General features: G+C 55.2%; 25 protein-coding genes and 5 tRNA genes. 9 read left to right on the forward strand and 21 right to left on the reverse strand.

Going from position 1 to position 26165, the window contains the following annotated elements; translation table 11 throughout:
• Positions 1-13: 13 nt before the first annotated feature.
• Positions 14-358, reverse strand: coding sequence for a DUF2002 family protein (locus K7B04_RS24180; RefSeq protein ID WP_064543247.1), 345 nt, complete (start codon positions 356-358; stop codon positions 14-16).
• Positions 359-508: 150 nt separating this feature from the next.
• Between K7B04_RS24180 and K7B04_RS24185 the strand changes: the two genes are divergently transcribed.
• A complete protein-coding gene (locus K7B04_RS24185) occupies positions 509-835 on the forward strand; it encodes a DUF883 family protein (RefSeq protein ID WP_064543245.1) in 327 nt (108 codons plus the stop codon).
• A gap of 67 nt (positions 836-902) precedes the next feature.
• Here K7B04_RS24185 and K7B04_RS24190 read toward each other — a convergent pair whose 3' ends face one another.
• A complete protein-coding gene (locus tag K7B04_RS24190) occupies positions 903-2252 on the reverse strand; it encodes a PLP-dependent aminotransferase family protein (RefSeq protein WP_163446246.1) in 1350 nt (449 codons plus the stop codon).
• A gap of 86 nt (positions 2253-2338) precedes the next feature.
• Between K7B04_RS24190 and K7B04_RS24195 the strand changes: the two genes are divergently transcribed.
• The 8 genes from K7B04_RS24195 (at position 2339) to emrB (ending at position 11359) form a co-directional block, all read left to right on the forward strand.
• The gene (locus K7B04_RS24195) at positions 2339-2770 is read left to right on the forward strand and encodes a carboxymuconolactone decarboxylase family protein (RefSeq protein WP_163446247.1); all 432 of its coding nucleotides are present in this window, start codon (positions 2339-2341) and stop codon (positions 2768-2770) included.
• A 400-nt stretch (positions 2771-3170) separates the two neighbouring features.
• On the forward strand, positions 3171-4376 hold the full coding sequence (proV, locus tag K7B04_RS24200) for a glycine betaine/L-proline ABC transporter ATP-binding protein ProV (RefSeq protein WP_064543239.1): 1206 nt from the start codon (positions 3171-3173) through the stop codon (positions 4374-4376).
• Positions 4369-5430 carry a glycine betaine/L-proline ABC transporter permease ProW gene (gene proW / locus K7B04_RS24205; RefSeq protein WP_163446248.1) on the forward strand — a complete coding sequence of 354 codons (1062 nt, stop codon included), beginning with the start codon at positions 4369-4371 and terminating at the stop codon, positions 5428-5430. Before proV ends, proW begins: the two co-directional genes overlap by 8 nt.
• A gap of 63 nt (positions 5431-5493) precedes the next feature.
• Positions 5494-6495, forward strand: a complete 1002-nt coding sequence (proX, locus tag K7B04_RS24210) for a glycine betaine/L-proline ABC transporter substrate-binding protein ProX (RefSeq protein ID WP_223803216.1) — start codon at positions 5494-5496, stop codon at positions 6493-6495.
• A gap of 175 nt (positions 6496-6670) precedes the next feature.
• Positions 6671-7852 (forward strand): MFS transporter, encoded by a 1182-nt coding sequence (locus K7B04_RS24215; protein ID WP_223803217.1) that lies wholly within the window; start codon positions 6671-6673, stop codon positions 7850-7852.
• Positions 7853-7989: 137 nt separating this feature from the next.
• The gene (gene mprA, locus K7B04_RS24220) at positions 7990-8520 is read left to right on the forward strand and encodes a transcriptional repressor MprA (protein ID WP_163446251.1); all 531 of its coding nucleotides are present in this window, start codon (positions 7990-7992) and stop codon (positions 8518-8520) included.
• Between the two features lie 111 nt (positions 8521-8631).
• On the forward strand, positions 8632-9804 hold the full coding sequence (emrA, locus tag K7B04_RS24225) for a multidrug efflux MFS transporter periplasmic adaptor subunit EmrA (RefSeq protein WP_064543230.1): 1173 nt from the start codon (positions 8632-8634) through the stop codon (positions 9802-9804).
• Between the two features lie 16 nt (positions 9805-9820).
• Complete coding sequence (gene emrB, locus K7B04_RS24230) at positions 9821-11359, forward strand: multidrug efflux MFS transporter permease subunit EmrB (RefSeq protein WP_163446252.1); 1539 nt, start codon at positions 9821-9823, stop codon at positions 11357-11359.
• A 43-nt stretch (positions 11360-11402) separates the two neighbouring features.
• On the opposite strand, the gene K7B04_RS24235 is transcribed toward emrB, so the two are convergent.
• The 19 genes from K7B04_RS24235 to K7B04_RS24325 form a co-directional block, all read right to left on the reverse strand.
• A complete protein-coding gene (locus tag K7B04_RS24235; protein ID WP_167575172.1) occupies positions 11403-12770 on the reverse strand; it encodes a glycoside-pentoside-hexuronide (GPH):cation symporter in 1368 nt (455 codons plus the stop codon).
• Between the two features lie 313 nt (positions 12771-13083).
• Positions 13084-13599, reverse strand: a complete 516-nt coding sequence (luxS, locus tag K7B04_RS24240; RefSeq protein ID WP_064543222.1) for an S-ribosylhomocysteine lyase — start codon at positions 13597-13599, stop codon at positions 13084-13086.
• Positions 13600-13859: 260 nt separating this feature from the next.
• Positions 13860-15404 carry a glutamate--cysteine ligase gene (gene gshA / locus K7B04_RS24245; RefSeq protein ID WP_163446254.1) on the reverse strand — a complete coding sequence of 515 codons (1545 nt, stop codon included), beginning with the start codon at positions 15402-15404 and terminating at the stop codon, positions 13860-13862.
• Positions 15405-15485: 81 nt separating this feature from the next.
• Complete coding sequence (locus K7B04_RS24250) at positions 15486-15914, reverse strand: YqaA family protein (protein ID WP_064543219.1); 429 nt, start codon at positions 15912-15914, stop codon at positions 15486-15488.
• A complete protein-coding gene (gene yqaB, locus K7B04_RS24255; protein ID WP_223803218.1) occupies positions 15911-16477 on the reverse strand; it encodes a fructose-1-phosphate/6-phosphogluconate phosphatase in 567 nt (188 codons plus the stop codon). Before yqaB ends, K7B04_RS24250 begins: the two co-directional genes overlap by 4 nt.
• 122 nt (positions 16478-16599) lie before the next feature.
• Positions 16600-16914, reverse strand: coding sequence for a BON domain-containing protein (locus K7B04_RS24260; protein ID WP_064543215.1), 315 nt, complete (start codon positions 16912-16914; stop codon positions 16600-16602).
• A gap of 160 nt (positions 16915-17074) precedes the next feature.
• Positions 17075-17151, reverse strand: a tRNA-Arg gene (locus K7B04_RS24265).
• 34 nt (positions 17152-17185) lie between these two features.
• A tRNA-Arg gene (locus tag K7B04_RS24270) sits at positions 17186-17262 on the reverse strand.
• 60 nt (positions 17263-17322) lie between these two features.
• Positions 17323-17399, reverse strand: a tRNA-Arg gene (locus K7B04_RS24275).
• Positions 17400-17489: 90 nt separating this feature from the next.
• Positions 17490-17566, reverse strand: a tRNA-Arg gene (locus K7B04_RS24280).
• A gap of 3 nt (positions 17567-17569) precedes the next feature.
• A tRNA-Ser gene (locus tag K7B04_RS24285) sits at positions 17570-17662 on the reverse strand.
• Between the two features lie 318 nt (positions 17663-17980).
• Positions 17981-18166 (reverse strand): carbon storage regulator CsrA, encoded by a 186-nt coding sequence (gene csrA, locus K7B04_RS24290; RefSeq protein ID WP_007370562.1) that lies wholly within the window; start codon positions 18164-18166, stop codon positions 17981-17983.
• Positions 18167-18408: 242 nt separating this feature from the next.
• Positions 18409-21036, reverse strand: a complete 2628-nt coding sequence (gene alaS / locus K7B04_RS24295; RefSeq protein WP_167575170.1) for an alanine--tRNA ligase — start codon at positions 21034-21036, stop codon at positions 18409-18411.
• A 253-nt stretch (positions 21037-21289) separates the two neighbouring features.
• The gene (gene recX / locus K7B04_RS24300) at positions 21290-21790 is read right to left on the reverse strand and encodes a recombination regulator RecX (RefSeq protein ID WP_167575168.1); all 501 of its coding nucleotides are present in this window, start codon (positions 21788-21790) and stop codon (positions 21290-21292) included.
• A gap of 69 nt (positions 21791-21859) precedes the next feature.
• Positions 21860-22918: a recombinase RecA gene (gene recA / locus K7B04_RS24305; protein ID WP_163446259.1), complete on the reverse strand. Its 1059-nt coding sequence runs from the start codon at positions 22916-22918 to the stop codon at positions 21860-21862.
• 80 nt (positions 22919-22998) lie between these two features.
• Complete coding sequence (pncC, locus tag K7B04_RS24310; RefSeq protein WP_163446260.1) at positions 22999-23496, reverse strand: nicotinamide-nucleotide amidase; 498 nt, start codon at positions 23494-23496, stop codon at positions 22999-23001.
• A 138-nt stretch (positions 23497-23634) separates the two neighbouring features.
• A complete protein-coding gene (locus K7B04_RS24315) occupies positions 23635-24513 on the reverse strand; it encodes a metal ABC transporter substrate-binding protein (protein WP_163446261.1) in 879 nt (292 codons plus the stop codon).
• A gap of 8 nt (positions 24514-24521) precedes the next feature.
• Positions 24522-25385: a metal ABC transporter permease gene (locus K7B04_RS24320; protein WP_167575167.1), complete on the reverse strand. Its 864-nt coding sequence runs from the start codon at positions 25383-25385 to the stop codon at positions 24522-24524.
• The gene (locus tag K7B04_RS24325) at positions 25382-26092 is read right to left on the reverse strand and encodes an ATP-binding cassette domain-containing protein (RefSeq protein WP_223803219.1); all 711 of its coding nucleotides are present in this window, start codon (positions 26090-26092) and stop codon (positions 25382-25384) included. Before K7B04_RS24325 ends, K7B04_RS24320 begins: the two co-directional genes overlap by 4 nt.
• Positions 26093-26165: the final 73 nt, after the last annotated feature.

The raw sequence follows: 26165 nt of genomic DNA on the forward strand, positions 1-26165 counted from the left end.
GCCAGTCTCTTATTTAGATATTCTCGCCAAAAAGCCCATCTAAGAAACGTTCTAAAGCCATTCGTGAACTAAAGCCGTGCGGAATACCGTAATGCTGCTCAACATCGCCGCCAAGGTACAACGGAAACTGTTCGTAGTGATCGCACGCTTTAATATCAGATGCCGGTTCGGCAAATTTAAAGCTACGGTCTTTGAGCGCCGGGTGAATGATTAGCGCCGTACGCCCCATCCGCGCTTCGCGGTTGACGTAAACATAATTTTCCCCCCGGCGATAGCCGTAGGCTTTGGCGGTTACCGCATCCATGGTAAAGCCCGCTTTTTCAAGAACGCGCGCCACCTCATCAGGTCGTAGATACATATTTTTTCCTCGTCATCTTTTACTGCATCGCCACCTTACATGAATCAGTATTCGCCTCGCTTTCAGATAAATCCATAAACACGTTAAATCACGGCAATTTATAGCGGATGACCTACACTTAACGCTCCAGCAAATTTCGTGGAGGACGTTATGCCCAAATTATTTAACCGCAATGAAGCAGAAGATGAAGCTCAGGATATTCATAACGATGTCAGCCAATTAGCCGATAGCCTGGAGGATATTCTCAAGAGCTGGGCCAGCGAGAATAAAGATGAAGTGGAAACTGCACGACGCAAAGCCAAAGCGTTGCTGAGTGAAACCCGCGCTCGTATTCATGGTCGCAGCCGTTTACAACAGAGCGCCTGCGATGTTGCCGACACCGCAGACAGCTATGTTCGCGATAAACCCTGGCAAAGTGTGAGCGCTGCCGCGGCAGTGGGGATTTTTATTGGCGTATTATTGGGATCGCGCCGATAATATAACCATAACGATGTTGATAATAAAAACGCGTCTACCCCGGAGTATCTTTGATGCTCCGGGGTTTTTATTTTATCGCTCGCCTCAGCGCCGCGACCTGTTCATTTGCCATCACCGGCGAGACTATATTAGTAAAACTCATAATCAGCCCGACATCTCCGGGATGAGCCATGCGCCAGTCGGTTATCGCCTGCACCGCCAGGCCCGCCTCTCGCGCCCGGCGAGCCATCATTCGATCATCCCCGTCGACCGATACCACCAACTGGATGCCCCCCAGCTGTTCCACCACCTGAAAACCATGCGCCACGAGTGCTGTTTCAAGCCAGCGCCGACGCTGAGCGTAGTGAAGACGCATTTTCTTCAGATGCCGCCAGAAGTGGCCTTCGCGCAGGAAGTCCGCCAGCGTTTGCTGCCAGAGCAGCGGTACCGGGCAGGCCACGCGTTGGGCCTGGCGGCGGAACGCCGCCACCAGCGGCATCGGCACCACCAGCCAGGCGGTACGCAACGCCGGAAATAGCGCTTTGCTGAATGTACCGATGTAAATAACCCGCTGCGGTGCATCCAGGCTTTTCAGCGGCGGCAGCGGCTTGCCGTGATAGCGAAACTCGCTGTCGTAATCGTCTTCAATCACCCACGCCTGGTGATGCGCTGCCCAGTCGAGCAGTTGCCGCCGCCGCGGCAACGATAGCGCCACGCCCGTCGGGCTTTGATGCGCGGGTGTCAGCAGCGCAAAACGCGCATTGGCGGCATGTTTGAGCGCCCAGTCAACGTCCATCCCTTCGCCATCGACCGGCACAGGATGCAGCGTCACGCCTTCCTGCTCGATGATGGGGCGAATCAGCGGAAAACCAGGGTCTTCAACCCACATCCCCTCACCACGCCCCGACAGAGCTTGTAAGGTCAGGCTCATCGCGGCCGCATAGCCCGAGGTGATAAACACCTGCTCAGCTTCACATTCAATACTTCGGGACAATCGCAGGTATTCAACAATCGCCTGGCGTAACGCCATTTCGCCACAAACGTCGCCAAGCGCTAAATCAAAACGCGTTTGCGTACGCAGCCGACGCCCCATCACACGGGACCATATTCCACGCGGAAAGAGATCCAGCGCGGGTAGTCCCAGTTGAAACGGTTGCGGCTGAAACTGTTCGCCACCAAAACCAAGTGGCTCGACTGGCGCGGCCTCCAATGTTAAGTGATCGCTTACATACGTACCGGCCTGTCCGCGTCGCTCAAGCCACCCTTGTGCCACCAGTTCGCCGTAGGCGTTCTCCACCGTCACCCTTGAAACGCCAAGCTCCTGAGCATAGAGACGGCTCGATGGCAGACGCCTGCCTGCCGCCAGCTCTCCTTGTTCAATCGCCGTCTTCAGCTGGCGAGCTATTTGCCGGTAACGCGGTTCGCTCTTCTGCTTCATGGTCTTATTTTTTACTCTTAATATGGTCATCTTTCTAAGACCATTATAGTGCTATTTTTGTCGCATCTTGAACGAGGAGAAAGACAATGACTGCATTACGCCAACCCTATAGTGAACTCAGCCCCAACGTCTATGCCGGGCTGGTACAGGCCAGTATCGCGCTGGAAAAAAGCTCGCTGGAGCGTACGCTGCTGGAACTGCTGTATTTACGCGTATCGCAAATCAACGGCTGCGCGTTCTGCCTGGAAATGCACAGCAAAGCGCTGCGTAAATCTGGCGTTGAACAAGCCAAATTAGATGCGCTGGCTGGATGGAGAGTGAGTAATCACTTCAGCGACGCGGAGTGCGCCGCCCTGGCCTGGGCCGAAGATCTGACGTACGTCGCCGAAACGCACGCTGAAGACAGCGTCTATCAACCCCTACTGGCCTACTTCAGCGCCGAGCAGATCAGCGACATGACCTTTGCCATCAGCCTGATGAATGCCTTTAACCGCCTGGCCGTTGGCATGCGGATGTAGTCCTGAAATGCCCGTGAATCATCGCCATGCACGGGCATTATTTTACCTCGAATATATCGCGTTAATTCAGCAAAACACGTCCTTATTTTTCACCCGGATATTTCCTAAAAAAACGTCATCATCATACAAATAATCGCCGCCATTTTTTCAGAAAATATTCAGTGCATTTTTTAGATCTCGACCAAATTTCCTGACTTAAATTATAAAAAAATCAACCACCGCGAATTTGCGCTCAGCCCTTATATCATGGGAAATGAGAGCGATATCACCCTACCGGCTATTTCGGATGAAAACAGATTGAGGGTTGTCACATCGTCTCAGTATGCTAGGGTATATACAGGTCATTATTTTCATCAGGTAGCATATCGACATAAACTAAAAACAGGAAATTTCATATTGCATGGCAGTTAAATTAGAAATTAAGAATCTTTATAAAATATTCGGCGAGCATCCACAGCGAGCATTTAAATATATCGACAAAGGTTTCAGCAAAGAGCAAATTCTGGAGAAAACAGGGTTATCGCTTGGCGTCAAAGATGCCAGTCTGGCCATTGAAGAAGGCGAGATATTTGTCATCATGGGGTTATCCGGCTCCGGCAAATCCACCATGGTACGCCTTCTCAATCGTCTGATTGAACCGACTCGTGGACAGGTGCTGATTGACGGCGTGGATATTGCCAAAATATCCGACGCCGAGCTTCGCGATGTCCGCCGTAAAAAAATTGCAATGGTCTTCCAGTCATTCGCCCTCATGCCGCACATGAGCGTACTGGATAACACCGCGTTTGGCATGGATCTGGCCGGTGTGCCGGTGAAAGAGCGCCAGGAGAAAGCGTTGGACGCGCTACGCCAGGTGGGCCTTGAAAACTATGCGCACGCCTATCCTGACGAACTCTCCGGCGGGATGCGTCAACGCGTCGGTTTAGCCCGCGCGCTGGCCATTAACCCTGATATCCTGTTAATGGATGAAGCCTTCTCGGCGCTCGATCCGTTAATTCGTACCGAGATGCAGGATGAGTTAGTCAAATTACAGGCCAAACATCAGCGGACCGTGGTATTTATTTCCCACGACCTTGATGAAGCTATGCGAATTGGCGATCGCATTGCCATTATGCAAAATGGCGAAGTGGTGCAGATCGGTACCCCGGATGAAATTCTGAATAATCCGGCAAATGATTATGTCCGCACCTTCTTCCGCGGTGTGGATATTAGCCAGGTATTTAGCGCCAAGGATATTGCGCGCCGTAATCCGGATGGTCTGATCCGTAAAACTCCGGGCTTTGGTCCGCGCTCAGCCCTCAAATTACTGCAGGATGATGACCGTGAATACGGCTACGTCATCGAACGCGGGAATAAGTTTGTCGGTATTGTCTCCATTGATTCCCTGAAAGAGGCGTTAAAAGCCAACCAGGGAATTGACGCGGCGCTTCTTGATGAGCCACTGGCCGTCGATGCGCAAACGCCACTCAGCGAATTGCTCTCTCATGTGGGCCATGCCCCCTGCGCCGTACCGGTTGTTGGAGAAGAGCAGCAGTACGTCGGCGTTATTTCAAAAAGAATGCTGCTACAGGCATTAGATCGCGAGGGGGCAAACAACAATGGCTGATCAATCTAACCCGTGGGATACCGCACCGGCCGCCGATAGCGCGGCTAACTCCGCCGATGCCTGGGGTTCACCGGCTTCGGCACCGTCCGGCGGCAACGCCGACTGGCTGCACAGCGCGCCTGCGCCACAGCCCGAACACTTCGACATTATGGACCCGTTCCATAAGACGCTGATCCCGCTCGATAGCTGGGTGACGCACGGCATCGACTGGGTGGTCACGCACTTCCGTCCGCTGTTCCAGGGGATTCGCGTTCCTGTCGATTACATCCTGAGTGCCTTCCAGCAGCTGCTGCTGGGGATGCCTGCGCCGGTGGCGATCGTGCTGTTCGCCCTGATTGCCTGGCAGATTTCCAGCGTTGGGATGGGCATCGCGACCTTTATTTCGCTGATTGCCATCGGCGCCATCGGTGCCTGGTCGCAGGCCATGATCACTCTGGCGCTGGTGCTCACCGCCCTGCTGTTCTGCGTGGTGATAGGCCTGCCGCTAGGGATCTGGCTGGCGCGTAGCCCGCGAGCGGCGAAGATTATTCGCCCACTGCTTGATGCGATGCAGACAACTCCAGCGTTTGTCTACCTGGTGCCGATCGTCATGCTGTTCGGTATCGGTAACGTGCCAGGCGTGGTGGTAACCATTATCTTCGCCCTGCCACCGATTGTGCGTCTGACCATTCTGGGGATTAACCAGGTACCGGCGGACCTGATTGAAGCTTCGCGCTCCTTCGGCGCCAGCCCGCGTCAGATGCTGTTCAAAGTACAGCTGCCGCTGGCCATGCCGACCATTATGGCGGGCGTGAACCAGACGCTGATGCTGGCCCTGTCGATGGTGGTTATCGCCTCAATGATCGCTGTGGGCGGTTTGGGCCAGATGGTGCTGCGCGGTATTGGCCGTCTCGATATGGGCCTGGCGACGGTTGGCGGCGTGGGGATCGTTATCCTCGCCATTATCCTCGACCGCCTGACGCAGGCCGTAGGCCGGGATTCCCGCAGCCGTGGCAACCGCCGCTGGTACAGCACCGGTCCGTTGGGTCTGCTGCTTCGCCCTTTCACTAAGTAACCATCGTGTTGGCCCGCGCTGCCGGGCCAACGCTCCACGACTATCACTATTAAAGGAACAACGATGCGACACTCATTTGTCTTAGCCACTGCTTTTACCACGCTGGTCTCCACCAGCGCGTTTGCTGCCGACCTCCCAGGGAAAGGCATTACCGTTCAGCCGGTGCAGAGCACCCTGTCAGAAGAGACCTTCCAGACGCTGCTGGTGAGCCGCGCGCTGGAAAAACTGGGCTACACCGTCAGTAAACCGAACGAAGTCGATTACAACGTCGGCTACACCTCGATCGCCGCCGGCGATGCGACGTTCACCGCCGTCAACTGGATCCCACTGCATAATGACATGTACGCCGCGGCGGGCGGGGATAAGAAGTTCTATCGTGAAGGGACGCTGGTTGGCGGCGCGGCACAGGGTTATTTGATCGATAAGAAAACCGCCGATCAATACCACATCACCAATATTGCGCAGCTGAAAGATCCAAAGATCGCCAAACTGTTCGACACCAACGGTAACGGCAAAGCCGACCTGACTGGCTGTACGCCAGGCTGGGGCTGTGAAGCGGCCATCAATCACCAGCTGGATGCTTACGACCTGAACAAAACCGTCGATCATAATCAGGGTAACTACGCGGCGATGATGGCCGACACCATTACTCGTTTTAAAGAAGGCAAACCAATCTTCTACTACACCTGGACGCCGTACTGGGTGAGCGATGTGCTGAAACCGGGTAAAGACGTGGTGTGGCTGCAGGTGCCGTTCTCTTCCCTGCCGGGCGTACCGAAAGATGCCGACACCAAGCTGCCTAACGGCGCTAACTACGGCTTCCCGGTGAGCACTATCCATATCGTTGCCAACAAAGCCTGGGCTGAGAAAAACCCGGCGGCCGCGAAACTGTTCGCCATTATGAAACTGCCGCTGTCTGACATTAACGCGCAGAACTCCATGATGCATGCCGGTAAGGCATCCGAAGCCGACGTTCAGGGCCAGGTGGATGGCTGGATTAAAGCCCACCAGCAGCTATTTGACGGCTGGGTAAAAGAAGCGCTGGCCGCGCAGAATAAGGCCTGATAAGCGTAGCTGTATCGGACAAAGCCGCCACCGTTCGCCGGATGGCGGCTTTGTCTTATCCGGCCTGTACAAGGCCAGCCCACCATCAAAAAGCACGTTCCGCTACGCGACATGTTCCCGCATCTCCCTGCCTTTCGTTATTATCGTCCCTATTCTTCCTCACATTCTTAATACCATGACTAAACCTGATCACGGGCTTAGCCCAGCGTTAATCGCCTTAATGTCCATCGCCACTGGTCTCGCCGTTGCCAGTAACTACTATGCGCAGCCACTGCTGGAGACTATCGCCCGTCACTTCTCACTGAGCGCCGGACAGGCGGGCTTTATCGTTACCGCCGCCCAGTTAGGCTACGCCGCCGGGCTGCTGTTTCTCGTACCGCTGGGCGATATGTTTGAACGTCGCGCGCTGATTGTCACCATGACGCTGCTCGCCGCGGGAGGCATGTTGATCACCGCCAGCAGCAGTTCGCTGGGCATGATGATCCTCGGTACCGCCCTTACGGGACTCTTCTCCGTCGTCGCGCAGCTTCTGGTGCCGATGGCGGCCACCCTCGCCTCACCGGAAAAGCGCGGCAAGGTGGTCGGAACTGTGATGAGCGGATTGCTGCTGGGTATTCTGCTGGCGCGAACCGTCGCCGGACTGCTGGCAAGCCTCGGCGGTTGGCGTACCGTTTACTGGGTCGCCAGCGTGCTGATGTTGGTACTGGCCTTCGCCCTGTGGCGTGGCCTACCGAAACTCAAGCAGGAGACGCACCTCAACTACCCACAGCTGCTCGGCTCCATCTTTAGCCTCTTTGCGCACGATAAGCTGCTGCGCACCCGCGCGCTGCTCGGTTGCCTGACGTTTGCCAACTTCAGCATCCTGTGGACCTCAATGGCGTTTCTGCTCTCGGGCGCACCGTTCAACTACTCGGAAGGCACGATCGGCCTGTTTGGTCTGGCGGGCGCGGCAGGCGCGCTGGGCGCACGTCCTGTCGGCGGGCTGGCGGATAAAGGCAAAGCGCACCTGACAACCACCTGGGGCCTGGTGTTGCTGCTGCTTTCCTGGGTGGCGATTGGGTACGGCCAGACCTCCGCCATTGCGCTGATTATCGGTATTCTGGTGCTCGATCTGACGGTTCAGGGCGTGCATATCACCAATCAGACGGTGATTTATCGCGTGCAGCCGGACGCCCGTAACCGACTCACCGCAGGCTACATGACCAGCTACTTTATCGGTGGTGCGGCAGGGTCGCTGTTGTCGGCCTGGGCCTGGCAGCATGCCGGCTGGCTCGGTGTCTGTGCGGCTGGCGCGGCGATTTCCGTCGCCAACCTGTTGGTCTGGTGGTGGGGCTACCATCGGCAGGCAGCCGAGTAGTGACCAGGGGGTGATGAGCATACGTATTCATCACCCCTATGCCATAGACCAATCACATAAATTACTGGCAATAATTCATTTACTTTATTTGTCACTGTCGTTACTATATCGGCTGTAACTAATGAGGTAATGCCCAGATGGATAGTTCGTTTACGCCCATTGAACAAATGCTGAAATTTCGCGCCAGCCGCTGCGAAGAGTTCCCTTTCCAGGAAATTCTCCTGACTCGCCTGTGCATGCACATGCAGGGTAAGCTGCTGGATAACCGCAATAAAATGCTGAAAGCTCAAGGGATTAACGAGACGTTGTTTATGGCGCTAATCACGCTGGAGTCTCAAGAAAATCACAGCATTCAGCCCTCCGAACTCAGCTGCGCGCTCGGGTCATCGCGTACCAACGCCACCCGCATCGCCGATGAACTGGAAAAACGCGGCTGGATTGAACGTCGTGAAAGCGACAATGACCGCCGCTGCCTGCATCTGCAGCTCACCGACAAAGGTCGCGAATTCCTGAACGAGGTTCTGCCTCCGCAGCATCACTGCCTGCATCAGCTCTGGTCGTCTCTCAGCGCGGCTGAGAAAGATCAGCTTGAGCATATCACCCGCAAACTTCTTACCCGTCTGGATCAGATGGAAGAGGATGGCTCAGTACTCGACGCCCTGCGCTGATACTACCGCGATCGCAAGGAAAACAAACAGGCCAGCAGATAACCCCTGCTGGCCTTTCTGGTAAACAGGTCGGCGTTGCCGATATCAATAATAAGAAATGTGGAGAATCACATGAGCGCAAATGCGGAGACTCAAACCCCGCAGCAACCCGCCAACAAGAAAGGCAAACGTAAACGCGCCCTCATCTTGTTGACCTTGCTCTTTGTTATTATTGCCGTGGCCTATGGGGCCTACTGGTTTTTGGTTCTGCGTCACTTCGAAGAAACCGATGACGCTTACGTGGCAGGGAACCAGGTACAAATCATGGCGCAGGTGTCCGGCAGCGTGACGAAAGTCTGGGCCGACAACACCGACTACATCCAGCAGGGTGACGTGCTGGTCACGCTTGACCAGACCGACGCTCAGCAGGCGTTTGAAAAAGCGCAGACCCAGCTGGCCTCCAGCGTGCGTCAGATGCGCCAGTTGATGATCAACAACAAGCAGCTGCAGGCGAATATCGATATTCGCAAAACCACGCTGGCTCAGGCGCAAACCGACCTCAACCGTCGTATTCCGCTGGGCAGCGCTAATCTGATTGGCCGTGAAGAGCTGCAGCACGCGAAAGATGCGGTGACCAGCGCTCAGGCGGCTCTCGATGTGGCGGTACAGCAGTACAACGCTAACCAGGCGATGATTCTGGGTACCAAACTGGAAGATCAGCCAACGGTTCGCCAGGCCGCAACCGACGTTCGTAACGCCTGGCTTGCCCTGCAACGTACCAAAATTGTCAGCCCGATGAGCGGCTATGTTTCCCGCCGTTCCGTCCAGCCGGGCGCGCAGATTAGCCCAACCACCCCGCTGATGGCCGTAGTACCGGCCAGCAACCTGTGGGTAGACGCGAACTTTAAAGAGACGCAGCTGGCGCACATGCGTATCGGCCAGCCGGTGACGGTCATCAGTGATATCTACGGCGACGACGTCAAGTACACCGGGAAAGTAGTCGGTCTCGATATGGGTACCGGCAGCGCCTTCTCGCTGCTGCCGGCACAGAACGCCACCGGTAACTGGATCAAAGTCGTGCAGCGTCTGCCGGTGCGTATTGAACTGGATGCCGATCAGCTGGCGAAACACCCGCTGCGTATCGGTCTCTCTACGTTGGTGAAGGTTGATACCTCCAACCGCGACGGTCAGATGCTGGCTAACCAGATTCGTACCAGCCCGGTTTACGAGAGCAATGCGCGTGAAATCAGCCTCGATCCGGTGAACAAGCTGATTAACGACATCGTCCAGGCCAACGCCAACTAATGCTGGGGTGCGCGTAATGCAACAGCAAAAACCGCTGGAAGGCGCGCAGCTGGTCATTATGACCATTGCGCTGTCGCTGGCCACCTTTATGCAGGTGCTGGACTCCACCATCGCGAACGTGGCTATCCCCACCATCGCCGGTAACCTTGGCTCATCGCTGAGCCAGGGGACGTGGGTTATCACCTCATTTGGGGTCGCGAACGCCATCTCCATTCCGATTACCGGCTGGCTGGCGAAGCGCGTCGGTGAGGTGAAGCTGTTCCTGTGGTCAACCGTCGCCTTTGTCATTGCGTCATGGGCGTGCGGGATGTCCAACAGCCTGAGCATGCTGATCTTCTTCCGCGTGATTCAGGGGATCGTTGCCGGGCCGTTGATCCCGCTGTCGCAGAGTCTGCTGCTCAGCAACTATCCCCCCGCCAAACGCTCAATCGCGCTGGCGCTGTGGTCGATGACGGTGATCGTGGCCCCGATCTGCGGGCCAATCCTCGGCGGCTACATCAGCGATAACTACCACTGGGGCTGGATCTTCTTTATCAACGTGCCGATTGGCGCGATAGTGGTGCTGTTAAGCCTCCAGACCCTGCGCGGGCGTGAGACCCGTACCGAGCAAAGGCGTATCGACGGTATTGGCCTGGCGCTGCTGGTGCTGGGGATTGGTAGCCTGCAGGTGATGCTCGACCAGGGGAAAGAGCTCGACTGGTTTAACTCCACGGAAATTATCGTGCTGACCATCGTGGCGGTGGTGTCGCTGAGCTTCCTGATAGTCTGGGAGTTAACCGACGATAACCCGATAGTCGATCTATCGTTGTTTAAGTCGCGAAACTTTACCATCGGCTGTCTGTGTATCAGCCTGGCCTATATGCTCTACTTCGGCGCGATTGTTTTGCTGCCGCAGCTATTGCAGGAGGTCTACGGTTATACCGCAACCTGGGCCGGTCTGGCTTCAGCGCCGGTGGGCGTCATTCCGGTGCTGCTGTCGCCGATTATCGGCCGCTTTGCCCATAAGCTGGATATGCGCCGTCTGGTGACCTTCAGCTTTATTATGTATGCCGTGTGCTTCTACTGGCGCGCCTACACCTTCGAACCGGGAATGGACTTCGGCGCCTCGGCGTGGCCGCAGTTTATTCAGGGCTTCGCCGTCGCGTGCTTCTTCATGCCGTTGACCACCATCACGCTTTCCGGGCTACCGCCTGAGCGTCTGGCGGCCGCATCGAGTCTGTCGAACTTTACCCGTACGCTGGCAGGCTCCATCGGGACGTCGATTACCACCACGCTGTGGACGAACCGTGAAGCGATGCACCACGCGCAGCTCACCGAGTCGGTGACGCCGTTCAACCCCAATGCCCAGCAGATGTACGATCAGCTGCAAGGCATGGGTATGACGCAGCAGCAGGCTTCCGGCTGGATAGCCCAGCAGATTACCAACCAGGGGCTGATTGTCTCAGCCAATGAAATCTTCTGGATTTCGGCGGGGATCTTCCTGGTGCTGCTGGGGCTGGTATGGTTCGCCAGACCGCCATTTGGCGCAGGCAGCGGGGGCGGAGGCGCTCACTAGTTAAAAAGCCAGCTCAAGCGAGCTGGCTTTTTTTTACCCAGAACTACTGAGCCGACGTATTCGCGAACGTACCGTTTTTCAGATCCGCAACCACGTTATTCATACGACCTTCGTTTAAGCCGTAGAACTTAATGGCAAACGCCGTGAGAATATAAAAAACCGCCGGAACAATCGTAAATAACAGCATGACGCCCTGCGCCGCTGAAGCAGACTGCACCGCCACGCCGGATTCGTAATGGAAATAAGCCAATACCCAACCTAAAATGGCGCCACCGACGGCAACCCCCAGCTTAATAATGAATATATTGGCCGCAACATTCATACCGGTAATGCGACGCTGCGTTTTCCATTCGCCGTAATTATTTGTATCGGTGATCATCGACCACTGCAATGCACCGTTTCCGCCCTGAATAATAGAAATAATAATGTGAATGACAAATATCGCTATCCATGCCTGCGGAGGAACGAAGAAACAAATAACGCCAAATGCGGCGGTGAGCAGGTTAATCCAGAATGACAGCTTCACCTTGCAAAAACGGGTACCAAACGGTTTTGCCAGCACGGACCCCGCCATGGAAGCAAACATCCCGCCAAGCATAAACAGAGAAATAATATCAGCGCCTTTATTCAGCACCGTATTGATGTAATACACCACCGCACCGCCACGCAGCACCACGGCAACCAGCATCATGAAGTTATAGACGGAGAGAATCAGCCACTGATCATTTTTGAAGAGAATTTTAACGTCGCGCGCAATATTGAGATTCTCTTCTTTGATCGGCTGAACGCGTTCTTTGGTGGTGAAGAAACAGGTGATAAACATCAGGCAGCCAATCACCCCAAACAGAGCCATAGAAACCTGGATGCCAGTCGCCCGATCGCCCGGATAGAGGAAATCGGCCAGCGGAAGAATAAGCGCGGTGCCCAGCGCGCCGCCAATCGGCGTAATAGCAAAGCGCCAGGACTGCAAAGACAGGCTTTCGCGCGGGTCGGAGGTGAGCGCCGCGCCCAGCGAGCAGTAAGGGATGTTAATCGCGGTGTACATCAGCGTCATAAAGATATACGCCGCGACCGCGTAAACCACTTTGCCAGTATCCGAGAAAGACGGGATGGAATAGACCAGCACGCAACTGACGGCAAACGGCACACAAATCGCCAGCAGCCATGGACGGAAACGCCCCCAGCGCGTAGAAGTCGCATCGGCGATGGCCCCCATAATCGGATCGGTTATCGCATCCAGCAGCCGGACCAGCAGGAACATAGTGCCCATTACCGCAGGCGGCAGGCCGTAAATATCGGTGTAAAAATAGGCCAGAATAGCCACTGACGAGTCAAAAACAATATGACTGGCGGCATCCCCAAGGCTATAGCCAATCTTCTCCCGAATAGAAATTCTATCCCCTGTAGACATATACACTCCCGTTTTAATTTTTGGTCATGAAACCGGTTTCTTTGGAGGTATTTTTGACAGTTACGGGGCGGGATTCCATTATGTTTTTCGACTATTCGATTACGTTTTTCATTTTATGTGATCGACAAACGGATTAATGCCGGCATTCAAAATCATTTTGTTTAACAGCTCACAAAATAAAAACAGAAATGTTTATTTAAGATATGTATTACTTTCGCTCATTCAAATAACAAATCATTACAACCCGCGAAAGAAAATAAAAAACCCCGAGGCTAGCCCCAGGGTTTTATTTATCGCCACATCCACGTATCAACTAGATGTGCAGTTCCTGCAGTTTCTCTTTCGGCAGCGCCAGTTCATCATTGCTGTTGATGCGCACATCACGTTCAATAATATGGCGCGCAATCTCCTGCGCTTCACTCAGAGAATGCATCTCGTAGGTGCCACACTGGTACACGTTCAGTTCCGGGATCTGGTTTTGATCCTGCACTTTCAGCACGTCGGCCATCGCCGCTTTCCAGGCATCCGCTACGCGCTGCTCGTCCGGTGTACCAATCAGGCTCATGTAGAAGCCGGTACGGCAGCCCATCGGGGAAATGTCGATAATCTCAACGCCATTACCGTTCAGATGATCGCGCATGAAGCCCGCAAACAGGTGCTCAAGAGTGTGGATCCCTCTTTCCGGCATCACTTCTTTGTTCGGTACGCAAAAACGCAGGTCAAAAACCGTGATCGCGTCGCCGTGCGGGGTGTTCATTTTCTTCGCCACGCGAACGGCTGGGGCTTCCATACGGGTATGATCGACTGTGAAGCTATCTAACAACGGCATTTCGTAACCTCCGATATCACCTTCTTGCTCCCGGGCGCTGCATTTTTTTCATTAAGATAAAAACATTTAACTTATTGAATAAACTATGTTTTATGCAACCCACCACGTTCTGCTTCAGGATAATGTGATTTTTTTAAAAATAAACTGAACTCTTTGTTCCCATGCCAGTCTTACTATATGAAAGACGCGCATTTGTTATCATCATCCCTGATTCAGAGATGTATATTTTGGCCACAGTGATGTGGCCTTTTTCTTTTGTATCAGGCGTGTCTCGCCAGCAGCGCTTCAAACGATTCGTTATCCGCCTCTTCAATCTGACGCTGACGCGCTCTGGAAGCATCCCGCTCCTTCGCAAAATCCTCTTCGCTGAGAATCTCCAGCGGCTCTTCACGCAGCATTGTCCGATACTGTTCCGCCAGGGCCTTGCCGGTTCCGCCAATCCCCTGATCAAGCATAGAACGCAGAATGCGTGCGGAGAAGGTTAACTCCGGATTATCGAAGCTGGCCACCAGTTCATCGCAAACTGTCTGGTAGGCGGTATCGCCATTCATGCTATCCATCGTCTGCGCCACACGTTTCAGATCGTGGAACAAATCTTTGCCCACTTTGGTCAGCGGGAACTGCGCGGTTTCGCAGCCAATGCCCAGCGTCAGCCCCGGCTTACGCCCTTCCAGAATCACGCGGTTCCAGTTGGTACGGGTACACAGCAGCTCATCGCTGCTCATCTCCGGCGCATCGGCCAATACGCACCAGACCATAAACAGATCGAGGAAGCGAATCTGTTGCTCATCGACGCCAATTGGCGAGAACGGGTTGATGTCCAGCGAGCGCACTTCGATATATTCAATACCGCCACGCAGCAGCGCATCGGACGGCGTTTCGCCGTCGCGGGTCACACGTTTAGGGCGAATCGGCGCATATAGCTCGTTTTCAATCTGAAGAATGTTGCTATTGATCTGCAGATACTTGCCATCTTTCTCCAGGCCAATGCGGGCATACTCTTCCGACGGCGTTTTAATCGCGCGCTTCAATCCTGCCACATACTCGTGCAATTCGTTAAACGTAATTCCGAGATTGCTTTGCGATTTATTGGTATAACCCAGATCGCTCAGACGCAGCGAGGTGGCGTACGGCAGGTAGTACATGCCGCATTCGGTTTTCTCAAACGGCAGCGTCGTCGGTTTGCCCTGCAGGAAGGAAGAACAGATCGCCGGCGAAGCGCCGAACAGATACGGAATCACCCAGCCAAAGCGATAATAGTTACGAATCAGGCGGAAATAACCGGCTGAAATCGCTTCTTTATCCTCTGTACCACACTTCGCCTGCCAGAAAGCCATCGGCAAAGAGAAGTTGTAGTGAACGCCGGAGATGGTCTGCATCAGCGCGCCGTAGCGGTTTTTCAGCCCTTCACGGTACAGCGTTTTCAAGCGGCCAATGTTCGACGTGCCGTATTGCGCCAGCTCAATATCCTGACCCGGCGCGATGTAGCATGGCATGCTCAGCGGCCACATACGCTCGTCGCCGAGCTGACGCGCTGTGTGACGGTGCACATCGCGCAGAAACGTCAGCATATGGTTGATGTCGCCGTCGACCGGAGTAATAAACTCCAGCAGCGCTTCGGCGAAATCGGTAGTGATCCATTTATGGGTCAGCGTGGCGCCCAGCGCCTCCGGATGACCGGTTGTTGCCAGAGAACCATCTGCATTAACGCGTAGGGTTTCGCGCTCAAGACCGCGCTGGATCCCTTCAAGAGCCTGAGGGTGTTTTTCCAGCCAGGACAGCGCCTGTGATACGTCCGGGATCAAATTGACCTCCCGCCTGTCGAATTCATTTTATTAAGCATAATTGTCATCGTGGAGATGAGGACTCTTCCACAAGCCATCCAATTAGTGCCACCACGTCATGCCTTGCAGCGTCAGCGCCGCGACTGCGATATAGCGCAGCGCTTTACCCAGGCATAAAAAAAAGAGTACCGGTCCCCAGGAAATGCGCATCCAGCCTGCGAGCAGGCACAGCAAATCACCGATAACGGGCATCCAGCTCAGCAGAAGCGTGGCCGCGCCATAGCGCCGCAACCAGCCCACCGCTTTTTCCTGCCAACGCGATGTTTTGCGTAATGGAAAAAAACGACCAAGAATAACGTTTGTAGCCCCGCCAAGGCTATTACCCATTGTTGCTATTACTACCAGAAGCCAGGGCTTACTTGCGCCCGCTAGCAGCAGGCCAATCAGCACGGCTTCGGAGTTGCCTGGCAGCAGCGTTGCGCTGAGAAAGCTGCTCGCAAACAGCGATCCCAACGCCAGAAGTTCATTCACAGCAGTCGAACGTCGACAGCATCCATTCCCGCAGCGGCGGCTGCCTGAAGGCCAAAATCGGCATCTTCAAACACCACGCAGCGTTCCGCCGCCACGCCCATACGCTCCGCGCACAGTAAGAAGGTATCCGGTGCGGGTTTATGCAGTTTAACGTGATCGGCGGCGACAACGGCCGCAAAATAGTGGCGCAGGCCCAGATGAGCGAGCAGCGCCTCGGCCACCGCGCTTTCGCTACCGGTGCCGACGGCCATCGGTCGACGACCATGCCATTCTTTCACGACGTCAATCAGCGGCAGCGGCGTAACCGAGTCCAGCAGCATTGATTTCACCGCATCGGTTTTTTCTCGCGCCAGAAGATGGGGATCCAGATCGGCCTGATGACTTTCAATGATCGCCTGCGCAATACGCCAGGTGGGCGAACCGTTAAGCGCCACCATCGCCTGTTCATCGAAACGCATACCGTAGCGACCCAAAACCGCACGCCACGCCTTACGGTGCGTCGGTTCCGTATCAAGGATGGTGCCATCCATATCAAAAATCAATCCAGCGTAGCGTTCGTACATCGTCTTCTCACCCATCGGATAATGTGACGTTACTTTATCGTAAATGGGGATGATTGTCGCTGTTAGCCGCAGAGACAACAAAGGCGCCTTTCAGCGCCTTATCATGATTCGCATGCCACGGATTATTTTATTTGCATATCGTTTTCAACGACGCGCACGCCCTGGACCTTACGGGTTACCTCGACGGCACGCTTAGCGTCAGCGGACGACGACACAAAGCCGCTCAACTGCACGCGGCCTTTAAAGGTCTGCACGTTAATCTCGCTGGACTTGATATCTTTGTCGCTAAACAGCGCCGTTTTCACTTTGGTGGTAATGACGGTATCGTCAATGTAGCCACCGGTGCTCTCCTTCGTTGACGAGCCAGCACAGCCGGACAGCGAGATAGCCATCAGAAGCGCAGCGCAAAACGCAGACGTTGCTTTGAACCATTTCATGGATTTCTCTCCTTGCAGTCATGTCACCAGAATAAGGGTGTATACAAGGATAAATTATAGAGGAAAGAATGAGTTGCCAATGGGAAAAGTGTGAAGAAGATTTTTTAGTTAAAAAGACTAATTCGAGGAAAATAAGAAAAGGTAGGCGACTTCGATGAGATGGTGCATCCGGGAGGATTCGAACCTCCGACCGCTCGGTTCGTAGCCGAGTACTCTATCCAGCTGAGCTACGGATGCATCGGAAAAGCTAAGTATCGTGCAAAACAAAGAATGGTGCATCCGGGAGGATTCGAACCTCCGACCGCTCGGTTCGTAGCCGAGTACTCTATCCAGCTGAGCTACGGATGCATCGGGAAACTTGCTTTACTGCCGATATTGATATCATGAGAGATGATATCAAGTAAGAGATGGTGCATCCGGGAGGATTCGAACCTCCGACCGCTCGGTTCGTAGCCGAGTACTCTATCCAGCTGAGCTACGGATGCATCGGGAAACTTACTTTACTGCAGATTTGATATCGCCGCTAAAGCGCTATCATTTTCTGTAACAACGCTAATGCGCTATTGCAGAGAAGATGGTGCATCCGGGAGGATTCGAACCTCCGACCGCTCGGTTCGTAGCCGAGTACTCTATCCAGCTGAGCTACGGATGCAAATGGCGGTGAGGCGGGGATTCGAACCCCGGATGCAGCTTTTGACCGCATACTCCCTTAGCAGGGGAGCGCCTTCAGCCTCTCGGCCACCTCACCAACAACACCTCTTGCGAGTGCTTCGAAGAACTTGTTTCTGCTCATCGTCGCTGTGTGGCGCACATATTACTTTCTGGGACTTATAAGTCAAACAATTTTCCGCAGATTTTTTTCGTTTGCACATTTCACAGACAATCAGGTGTTAAAAAAAGCAGAACGGATGTTTTATCAACAGATAAAACGCGATGAAGGCCGCAAAACGGTAACCAGGGAAAATGACATCAAAGAGATAAGCAGAAGAAAAAATGGTTAATACAGAGCATAAAACGAGAGAAGCGGTGGGATTTGCGTCTCACCCACTGGGTGAGACGCGAGAACTTAGTAATTGGACTGCTGGGATTTTTCAGCCTGGATACGCTGGTAGATCTCTTCACGGTGAACAGAGACTTCTTTCGGGGCATTTACGCCGATGCGCACCTGGTTACCCTTCACCCCTAAAACTGTCACAGTGACCTCATCTCCAATCATGAGGGTCTCACCAACTCGACGAGTCAGAATCAGCATTCTTTGCTCCTTGAAAGATTAAAAGAGTCGGGTCTCTCTGTATCCCGGCATTTTCCATCATATAACGCCAAAAGGTCAGCGATGACAAACACCTTCACGTGTAAGCAGTCACGGCATCACATTCTGTTAAATGTAAGTCTAGCCGATCTACATGACTTCAACCTGACTTTATCGTTATCAGTACCGCATATGCAAGACGCCGTAACAGATAACGTTAAGGCGTCTGCGTGCGTTTATTGTTATTACAGTTTAGCGCTTACCCAGCCTTTCACGCTGGCCAGTGCAGCAGGGAGTGCAGACGCGTCGGTACCGCCAGCTTGCGCCATATCCGGACGACCGCCCCCTTTGCCGCCCACCTGCTGAGCGACCATACCAATCAGCTCCCCTGCTTTCACACGGTCTGTTACATCCTTAGACACACCGGCAATCAGAGAAACCTTACCTTCCGCTACCGTCGCCAGCACGATAATCGCAGAACCCAACTGGTTCTTCAGATCGTCGACCATGGTACGCAGCATTTTCGGCTCAACGCCAGCGAGCTCGCTCACCAGCAGGTTAACGCCGTTAATCGTCTCAGCTTTGCTGGAAAGATTCGCGCTTTCCTGTGCTGCCGCCTGCTCTTTCAGCTGCTGAAGCTCTTTTTCCAACTGGCGGGTACGCTCGATAACGGTACGAACCTTCTCCGTCAGATTGTGGCTATCGCCTTTCAGCAGTTGGGCGATGTCGCTTAAGCGATCGCTTTCCGCATGCACAGAGGCAATGGCACCTTCACCGGTTACGGCTTCAATACGACGTACACCTGCCGCAGTACCCGATTCGGACACAATGCGGAACAGACCAATATCACCCGTACGGGAAGCGTGAGTACCACCGCACAGCTCGGTTGAGAAGTCGCCCATGCTCAGTACGCGCACGTGGTCGTCATATTTCTCACCAAACAGCGCCATCGCACCCTTCGCTTTCGCCGCTTCCAGATCCATGATGTTGGTTTCAACAGGCAGGTTGCGACGAATCTGGGCGTTGACCAGATCTTCAACAGCACGAATCTCTTCCGGCTTCATCGCTTCGAAGTGAGAGAAGTCGAAACGCAGCACTTTATCGTTAACCAGAGAGCCTTTCTGCGCAACGTGAGTGCCCAGAACCTGGCGCAGCGCCGCATGCATCAGGTGCGTTGCGGAGTGGTTCAGACGGATGCGAGCGCGACGCGCTTCATCGACATCAGCCTGCACGCCATCACCCACTTTCAGCGCGCCGGTTGCCAGCTTGCCGAGGTGGCCGATAGCCTGACCATATTTTTGAGTATCGCTGACCGCAAAGCTAAAGCCCGCGCCTTTCAGCTCACCTTTATCGCCAACCTGGCCGCCGGACTCCGCGTAGAACGGCGTCTGGTCCAGAACGACAACGGCTTCCTGGCCCGCAGCGATAGACTCTACCGCTTTACCATCAACAAACAGCGCAGTGACTTTACCGTTCAGTTCCAGATGGTCGTAGCCTTTAAATTCGGACGCACCGTCAACACGGATCATTGCGTTATAGTCCGCGCCAAAACCGCTGGACTCACGCGCGCGACGGCGCTGTTCTTCCATCGCCGCTTCGAAGCCCGCTTCGTCAACTTTGATGTTGCGCTCACGGCAAACGTCCGCCGTCAGGTCAACCGGGAAGCCGTAGGTGTCGTACAGACGGAAAGCGGTTTCGCCGTCCAGCGTATCGCCGGTCAGTTTTGCCAGCTCTTCATCGAGCAGCGCCAGACCGCGCTCCAGGGTACGAGCAAACTGCTCTTCTTCGGTTTTCAGAACCTGCTCAACCTGCGCCTGCTGACGTTTCAGCTCTTCGCCTGCGGCACCCATCACCTCTACCAGCGGGCCAACCAGCTTGTAGAAGAAGGTGTCTTTCGCGCCCAGCATATTGCCGTGGCGGATTGCGCGACGAATGATACGACGCAGCACGTAGCCGCGGCTTTCGTTAGACGGCATCACGCCGTCGGCGATCAGGAAAGCACAGGAACGAATATGGTCCGCGATAACGCGCAGCGATTTGTTGCTCAGATCGGTTGCGCCAGTCACTTTCGCGACGGCATCAATCAGCTTACGGAACAGATCGATTTCGTAGTTGGAGTTAACATGCTGCAGGACAGCGGTGATACGCTCCAGGCCCATACCGGTATCCACGGACGGCTTCGGCAGCGGTTCCATGGTGCCGTCAGCCTGACGGTTGAACTGCATGAAGACGATGTTCCAGATCTCAATGTAACGGTCGCCGTCTTCTTCCGGAGATCCCGGAGGGCCGCCCCAGATATGGTCGCCATGGTCGTAGAAGATTTCGGTGCACGGGCCGCAGGGACCGGTGTCACCCATCTGCCAGAAGTTATCGGATGCGTACGGCGCGCCTTTGTTGTCGCCGATACGGATAATGCGCTCGCGCGGGATACCGACTTCTTTTTCCCAGATTTCGTATGCTTCATCATCGGTTTCATACACGGTGACCCACAGACGCTCTTTCGGCAGGGCGAACCAGTTTTCACCGGTCAGCAGTTCCCATGCGTACTGGATAGCGTCGTGTTTGAAGTAGTCGCCGAAGCTGAAGTTACCCAGCATTTCGAAGAAGGTATGGTGACGCGCGGTGTAGCCGACGTTTTCCAGGTCGTTGTGTTTACCGCCCGCACGCACGCAACGCTGCGCGGTGGTCGCGCGAGAATAATTACGTTTGTCGAGACCGAGGAACACGTCCTTGAACTGGTTCATCCCGGCGTTGGTAAACAACAGAGTGGGGTCGTTATTCGGTACCAGGGAGCTGCTGGCAACTACCTGGTGGCCTTTACTATGGAAAAAGTCGAGAAACGCCTGACGGATCTCAGCGGTGCTCTTGCTCATAATTATCCTGAAATCAAGCTACACTTCATCCTTCAAACCGCCTCTGCGTTGGCTGCGCTCGTTCACCCCAGTCACCTACTGATGCACGCTCAGGGGGTTCACTCACTTGCCGCCTTGGTGCGGCTTGAATGATTTTGTGTATTTAAGGAATATTCGTCGTAGACGCTAATCGCGATAAAACGACCTGCGCCCGGACGGAAAAAGTGGGAATAAGATAAGTTTTCTTTAGTGGGAAGTAAAATCCCGAGTGGGGTCAATCAGCAAAATTTCGCCATATTTCCTGGATATCTTCCATCAGGTAGCCGCGGTAAAGCAAAAAACGTTGAATTTTGACCTTCTCAGCGAAGACGGTTGGCAGCGGTTCGCCATATTTTCGCTGGGCCTGTTCGCGCGCCTGCGCAGCCCAGTCGATTTCGCATTCACGCATCGCCTGTTCAATCACCTCACGGGCAATTCCCTTCTGGCCCAGCTCCTGACGAATGCGTGCGGGCCCATAACCTTTGCGGCTGCGCCCGGCCATAAACTGCTGCACGAAGCGGCTATCATCGAGATAGCGGTTTTCAAAGCACCATGCCACCACCTTTTCAACATCTTCGGGCGGCGCATCGATAGGCTCCGGACCATTTTTCCCCATCACCGGGGCGGTAAGCTTGCGCCGCAGCTCCTGTTCGCTGTGGTCGCGCATCGCCAGAATACGGATAGCGCGATCCAGCAGGCGAGCGTAGGCGGAACGGCGCGGTGAGTTTTCGGTCATCGTTATCCTGCCATCGTGATAAATGCAAAAGGGCTGCATAAGCAGCCCTTAGTGTCGATTCCGAGGTTATCAGAAGTCTTCGTTGGTTTCTTCAACGCTGTTGTTATCAACAACGAAGTCAGGTTTGTCGTCCTGGTTATTGAGCAGCAGTTCACGAACTTTCTTCTCAATTTCTTTTGCCGCCGCCGGGTTCTCTTTCAGCCAGGAGATAGCGTTCGCTTTACCCTGACCAATTTTGTCGCCGTTGTAGCTGTACCAGGCGCCCGCTTTCTCAATCAGCTTCTCTTTCACGCCCAGATCGACCAGCTCGCCAAAGAAGTTGATGCCTTCACCGTAGAGGATCTGGAATTCAGCCTGTTTGAACGGCGCCGCGATTTTGTTTTTCACGACCTTCACGCGGGTTTCGCTGCCGACGACATTATCGCCTTCTTTCACCGCGCCGATACGACGGATATCCAGACGAACGGAGGCGTAGAATTTCAGCGCGTTACCGCCGGTGGTGGTTTCCGGGTTACCGAACATCACGCCAATTTTCATACGGATCTGGTTGATGAAGATCAGCAGCGTATTGGACTGCTTCAGGTTACCCGCCAGCTTACGCATCGCCTGACTCATCATACGCGCCGCCAGGCCCATGTGAGAGTCGCCGATTTCACCTTCAATTTCCGCTTTCGGCGTCAGCGCCGCGACGGAGTCGACCACGATAACGTCTACCGCGCCAGAACGCGCCAGCGCGTCACAGATTTCCAGCGCCTGCTCACCGGTGTCCGGCTGGGAGCACAGCAGGTTGTCGATATCGACGCCCAGCTTACGCGCATACACTGGATCCAGCGCGTGTTCCGCATCGATGAACGCACAGGTTTTACCTTCGCGCTGCGCCGCGGCGATAACCTGCAGCGTCAGCGTCGTTTTACCGGAGGATTCTGGCCCGTAGATTTCGACAATACGGCCCATTGGCAGGCCGCCAGCGCCCAGCGCGATATCCAGGGACAGCGAACCGGTAGAAATGGTTTCCACATCCATGGTGCGATCTTCACCCAGACGCATGATGGAGCCTTTACCGAATTGCTTTTCGATCTGGCCCAGCGCTGCCGCCAACGCTTTCTGTTTGTTTTCGTCGATAGCCATTATTACTCCTGTCATACCGGGTGTTACCGGATAGTGAATTCTGTTCTGTTGAGGCAATTATACTGTATGGTCATACAGTATCAAGTATTTTGTAGAAATTGTTGCCAGAGGAGTTTTAGCGCGTAAGCAGTCGCCTGACGACGCACCGATTCACGGTCGCCAGAGAAGCATTCGCGCTGGGTCACGCCCTGCCCGTTCGCGCTAGCAACGCCAAACCAGACGGTACCGACCGGCTTTTCCGCACTGCCGCCGTCCGGCCCGGCGATGCCGCTGACCGAGACCGCGAAGTCGGCGCGCGCCGCGCGCAGTGCGCCAATCGCCATTTCGACAACGACCGGTTCGCTGACCGCGCCGTGCTGCTCCAGCGTCACTTCACGTACGCCGATCATCTGCGATTTCGCTTCATTGCTGTAGGTGACAAAACCGCGCTCAAACCACGCGGAGCTGCCCGCCACGTCGGTGATAGTTTTCGCAATCCAGCCGCCAGTGCAGGACTCTGCGGTGGTCATGGTCGCGCCGCGCGCCTTCAGCGCCAGGCCTACCTGCTCGCTTAGCAGCAGTAATTCTGAATCTGTCATTGTCGCTCCGCTTAAGCCCGATAAAGAGGCCATCAAAGATAGCACTTTCAACAGAGATGTGGGGACGGGATGACGATTTTACGAGGGGGCTTCAGAAAATGTATCGCCCCGGCTAAACCGGGGCAAAAAGAGTAAGACTCAGCGCATGCTATCCGCAATCAGCTTCACGTTATGACGCAGCATCTTCACGTAGCTGTCCGCCACGCCGCCGGGCGCAGACAACGCTTCGGGGTACAGTTCGCCGCCCGGCTGTGAACCGGTGGCAGTAGCAATCTGCTTCACCAACCGCGGGTCGAGCTGATTTTCCATAAACCAGGTGTGCACGCCGTCAGCTTTAATCTGCTTGATCAGCGCTGCCACCTGCGCCGCGCTAGCTTCGCTTTCCGACGACAGCCCCTGCGGAGCCAGGAAAGTTACACCGTAAGCGCGGGAGAAGTAGCCAAAAGCATCGTGGCTGGTCAGGACTTTACGCTTCGCTTGCGCAATACCGTCGAACTGACTTTTCGCCCAATGATGAATATCGTTTAACTGGGCGATATAGCGTTCACCGGAAGCCTTCAGCGCTGCGCTATCCTCCGGGTCGGCTTTTATCAGCCCGTTCATGATATTTTTCGCATACAGCGCACCGTTAGCTGCGCTGTTCCAGGCATGGGGATCGGTCACGGTTTTCCCGTCCTCATCCAGCGTATGCGTCTTCACGCCGGTAGAGGCCACCACCAGCTCGCCTTTGAAACCGGAAGCTTTAATCAGCCTGTCGATCCACCCTTCCAGCCCCAGCCCGTTAACCACCACCACGTCCGCCTTGCTGAGCAGCGCGCTGTCTTTCGGCGACGGCTCGAAGGTATGCGGGTCGCCGTCCGGGCCGACCAGCGTGTCGACATGCACGTGCTCACCGCCCACCTGCTGCACCATATCGCCCAGCACCGAGAAGCTGCTGACCACATTCAGCGTTTTCGCCATCGCCCCTTGCGCCGAGAGCCCCAATGCCAGCGCCAGAATCACCCCAATACGTTTCATGTTTTCCCCTATCTTGTGAGTTTTTGCCAGCTGACGGTCAGCCGGCTTCGCTTGCCAAAAAACACCGAGACCAAAAAGACGCCGCTGGCGGTCAACACGATCGAAGGACCGGCGGGTAAATTGGCGGCCCACGACAGGCTCAACCCCATCCACGCGCAGACGCTGCCCATCAACGCCGCCAGCAGTAAAATTCCCGGCAGGGTCCTCGCCCAGCAACGTGCCGCCACGGCAGGCAGCATCATGACCCCCACCGCCATCAGCGTACCGAGCACCTGAAAACCCGCCACCAGGTTAAGCACCAGTAAGGCCAGAAACAGGCCGTGCAGCAGAACCGGCAGCCAGCGCGCGTTGACCTGTAGCCAGGCGCTGTCGAAGGCTTCACTCACCAGCCCGCGATAAAACAACGCGATGCAGATGAGTGTCAGGCTGGCAACGCCCGCCACAAACAGCGCCGCGTCGTTATCAACGGCCAGAATGGAGCCAAACAGCAGATGCAGCAGATCGACGTTTGAGCCGCGCAGCGACACCAGCGTGACGCCCAGCGCCAGCGAGCCAAGATAGAATCCGGCGAAGCTGGCATCCTCCTTCAGCGGCGTGCGCCGGCTCACCCACCCCGCCACCAGCGCCACCGCAATCCCGGCGATAAAGCCGCCGACGGTCATTGCCAGCAGCGACATGCCGTTGACCAGATAACCCACCGCCACACCGGGGAGAATGGCGTGCGATAATGCGTCGCCCATTAAGCTCATACGCCGCAGCAACAGAAATACGCCGAGAATTGTGGTGCTCAGCGACAGCGCCAGGCACACCACCAGCGCGCGGCGCATAAAGCCAAACTCAATAAACGGTTGAAAAAAGGTATGCCAGATCATGCGTGCCTCACGGAGCGAAACGCGGGCAGCACCTCATGAGTTGGCCCCCAGCAGGCATTTTGCGGCGCCAACAGCAGCGTTTCCGGGAAATAGTCCGCGACCCGCTGGTTATCGTGCAACACCGCCAGCACGGTCTGCCCCTGCTGATGCATCTCCTGAATCACCCCCATCAGATCATGGGTCGTGTTCTCGTCAATGCCGGTAAAGGGTTCGTCGAGCATCACCAGCGGCGCGCGCTGAACCAGCACACGGGCGAACAACATGCGTTGAAACTGGCCGCCGGAGAGTGCTTCGATCGGCGTTTTCGCCATCTCAGTCAGCCCCACACGCGCTAGTGCGGCCTGGATGCGCCGCCGCACGTCGTTACGCAGGCCGCGCAGCAGCGAAATACGCGGCCACGCCCCCTGACTCACAACATCGAGCACCGTCAGCGGAAACTGCGACTCCAGCGCGTGACGCTGCGCCAGCCAGCCAATCGTCGGGCGCGTCGGCGACCAGCGCACCACGCCGCTCACTGGCGGAATAAATCCGGCCAACGTTTTTAGTAGGGTGGATTTACCGCAGCCGTTCAGACCGACGATGGCCGTCATGCTACCTTTGTGAATCACGCCGCTCAGCGCAGGCGTGATCGCCGCGCCTTCATATCCTGCGACCAGGTTGTCCAGTTCAATCATGGCAGCGTGACCGCCCACCAAACCGCCAGCCAAAGCGCGGCTAACAGCGCGCAGGCCAACAACAGACGCGTCGCGCTGGACGCCATAAAAACAGGAGTCAACATCT

It is taken from the genome of Kluyvera sp. CRP (assembly GCF_019930565.1).
Taxonomy (GTDB): Bacteria; Pseudomonadota; Gammaproteobacteria; order Enterobacterales; family Enterobacteriaceae; genus Kluyvera; species Kluyvera georgiana_A.

What these genes read in the sequence shown, in the direction of transcription:
- K7B04_RS24180 (WP_064543247.1), bottom strand. Translation starts at nt 358, where the DNA reads ATGTATCTACGACCTGATGAGGTGGCGCGCGTTCTTGAAAAAGCGGGC.
- K7B04_RS24185 (WP_064543245.1), top strand. Translation starts at nt 509, where the DNA reads ATGCCCAAATTATTTAACCGCAATGAAGCAGAAGATGAAGCTCAGGAT.
- K7B04_RS24190 (WP_163446246.1), bottom strand. Translation starts at nt 2,252, where the DNA reads ATGAAGCAGAAGAGCGAACCGCGTTACCGGCAAATAGCTCGCCAGCTG.
- K7B04_RS24195 (WP_163446247.1), top strand. Translation starts at nt 2,339, where the DNA reads ATGACTGCATTACGCCAACCCTATAGTGAACTCAGCCCCAACGTCTAT.
- proV (WP_064543239.1), top strand. Translation starts at nt 3,171, where the DNA reads ATGGCAGTTAAATTAGAAATTAAGAATCTTTATAAAATATTCGGCGAG.
- proW (WP_163446248.1), top strand. Translation starts at nt 4,369, where the DNA reads ATGGCTGATCAATCTAACCCGTGGGATACCGCACCGGCCGCCGATAGC.
- proX (WP_223803216.1), top strand. Translation starts at nt 5,494, where the DNA reads ATGCGACACTCATTTGTCTTAGCCACTGCTTTTACCACGCTGGTCTCC.
- K7B04_RS24215 (WP_223803217.1), top strand. Translation starts at nt 6,671, where the DNA reads ATGACTAAACCTGATCACGGGCTTAGCCCAGCGTTAATCGCCTTAATG.
- mprA (WP_163446251.1), top strand. Translation starts at nt 7,990, where the DNA reads ATGGATAGTTCGTTTACGCCCATTGAACAAATGCTGAAATTTCGCGCC.
- emrA (WP_064543230.1), top strand. Translation starts at nt 8,632, where the DNA reads ATGAGCGCAAATGCGGAGACTCAAACCCCGCAGCAACCCGCCAACAAG.
- emrB (WP_163446252.1), top strand. Translation starts at nt 9,821, where the DNA reads ATGCAACAGCAAAAACCGCTGGAAGGCGCGCAGCTGGTCATTATGACC.
- K7B04_RS24235 (WP_167575172.1), bottom strand. Translation starts at nt 12,770, where the DNA reads ATGTCTACAGGGGATAGAATTTCTATTCGGGAGAAGATTGGCTATAGC.
- luxS (WP_064543222.1), bottom strand. Translation starts at nt 13,599, where the DNA reads ATGCCGTTGTTAGATAGCTTCACAGTCGATCATACCCGTATGGAAGCC.
- yqaB (WP_223803218.1), bottom strand. Translation starts at nt 16,477, where the DNA reads ATGTACGAACGCTACGCTGGATTGATTTTTGATATGGATGGCACCATC.
- K7B04_RS24260 (WP_064543215.1), bottom strand. Translation starts at nt 16,914, where the DNA reads ATGAAATGGTTCAAAGCAACGTCTGCGTTTTGCGCTGCGCTTCTGATG.
- csrA (WP_007370562.1), bottom strand. Translation starts at nt 18,166, where the DNA reads ATGCTGATTCTGACTCGTCGAGTTGGTGAGACCCTCATGATTGGAGAT.
- alaS (WP_167575170.1), bottom strand. Translation starts at nt 21,036, where the DNA reads ATGAGCAAGAGCACCGCTGAGATCCGTCAGGCGTTTCTCGACTTTTTC.
- recX (WP_167575168.1), bottom strand. Translation starts at nt 21,790, where the DNA reads ATGACCGAAAACTCACCGCGCCGTTCCGCCTACGCTCGCCTGCTGGAT.
- recA (WP_163446259.1), bottom strand. Translation starts at nt 22,918, where the DNA reads ATGGCTATCGACGAAAACAAACAGAAAGCGTTGGCGGCAGCGCTGGGC.
- pncC (WP_163446260.1), bottom strand. Translation starts at nt 23,496, where the DNA reads ATGACAGATTCAGAATTACTGCTGCTAAGCGAGCAGGTAGGCCTGGCG.
- K7B04_RS24315 (WP_163446261.1), bottom strand. Translation starts at nt 24,513, where the DNA reads ATGAAACGTATTGGGGTGATTCTGGCGCTGGCATTGGGGCTCTCGGCG.
- K7B04_RS24320 (WP_167575167.1), bottom strand. Translation starts at nt 25,385, where the DNA reads ATGATCTGGCATACCTTTTTTCAACCGTTTATTGAGTTTGGCTTTATG.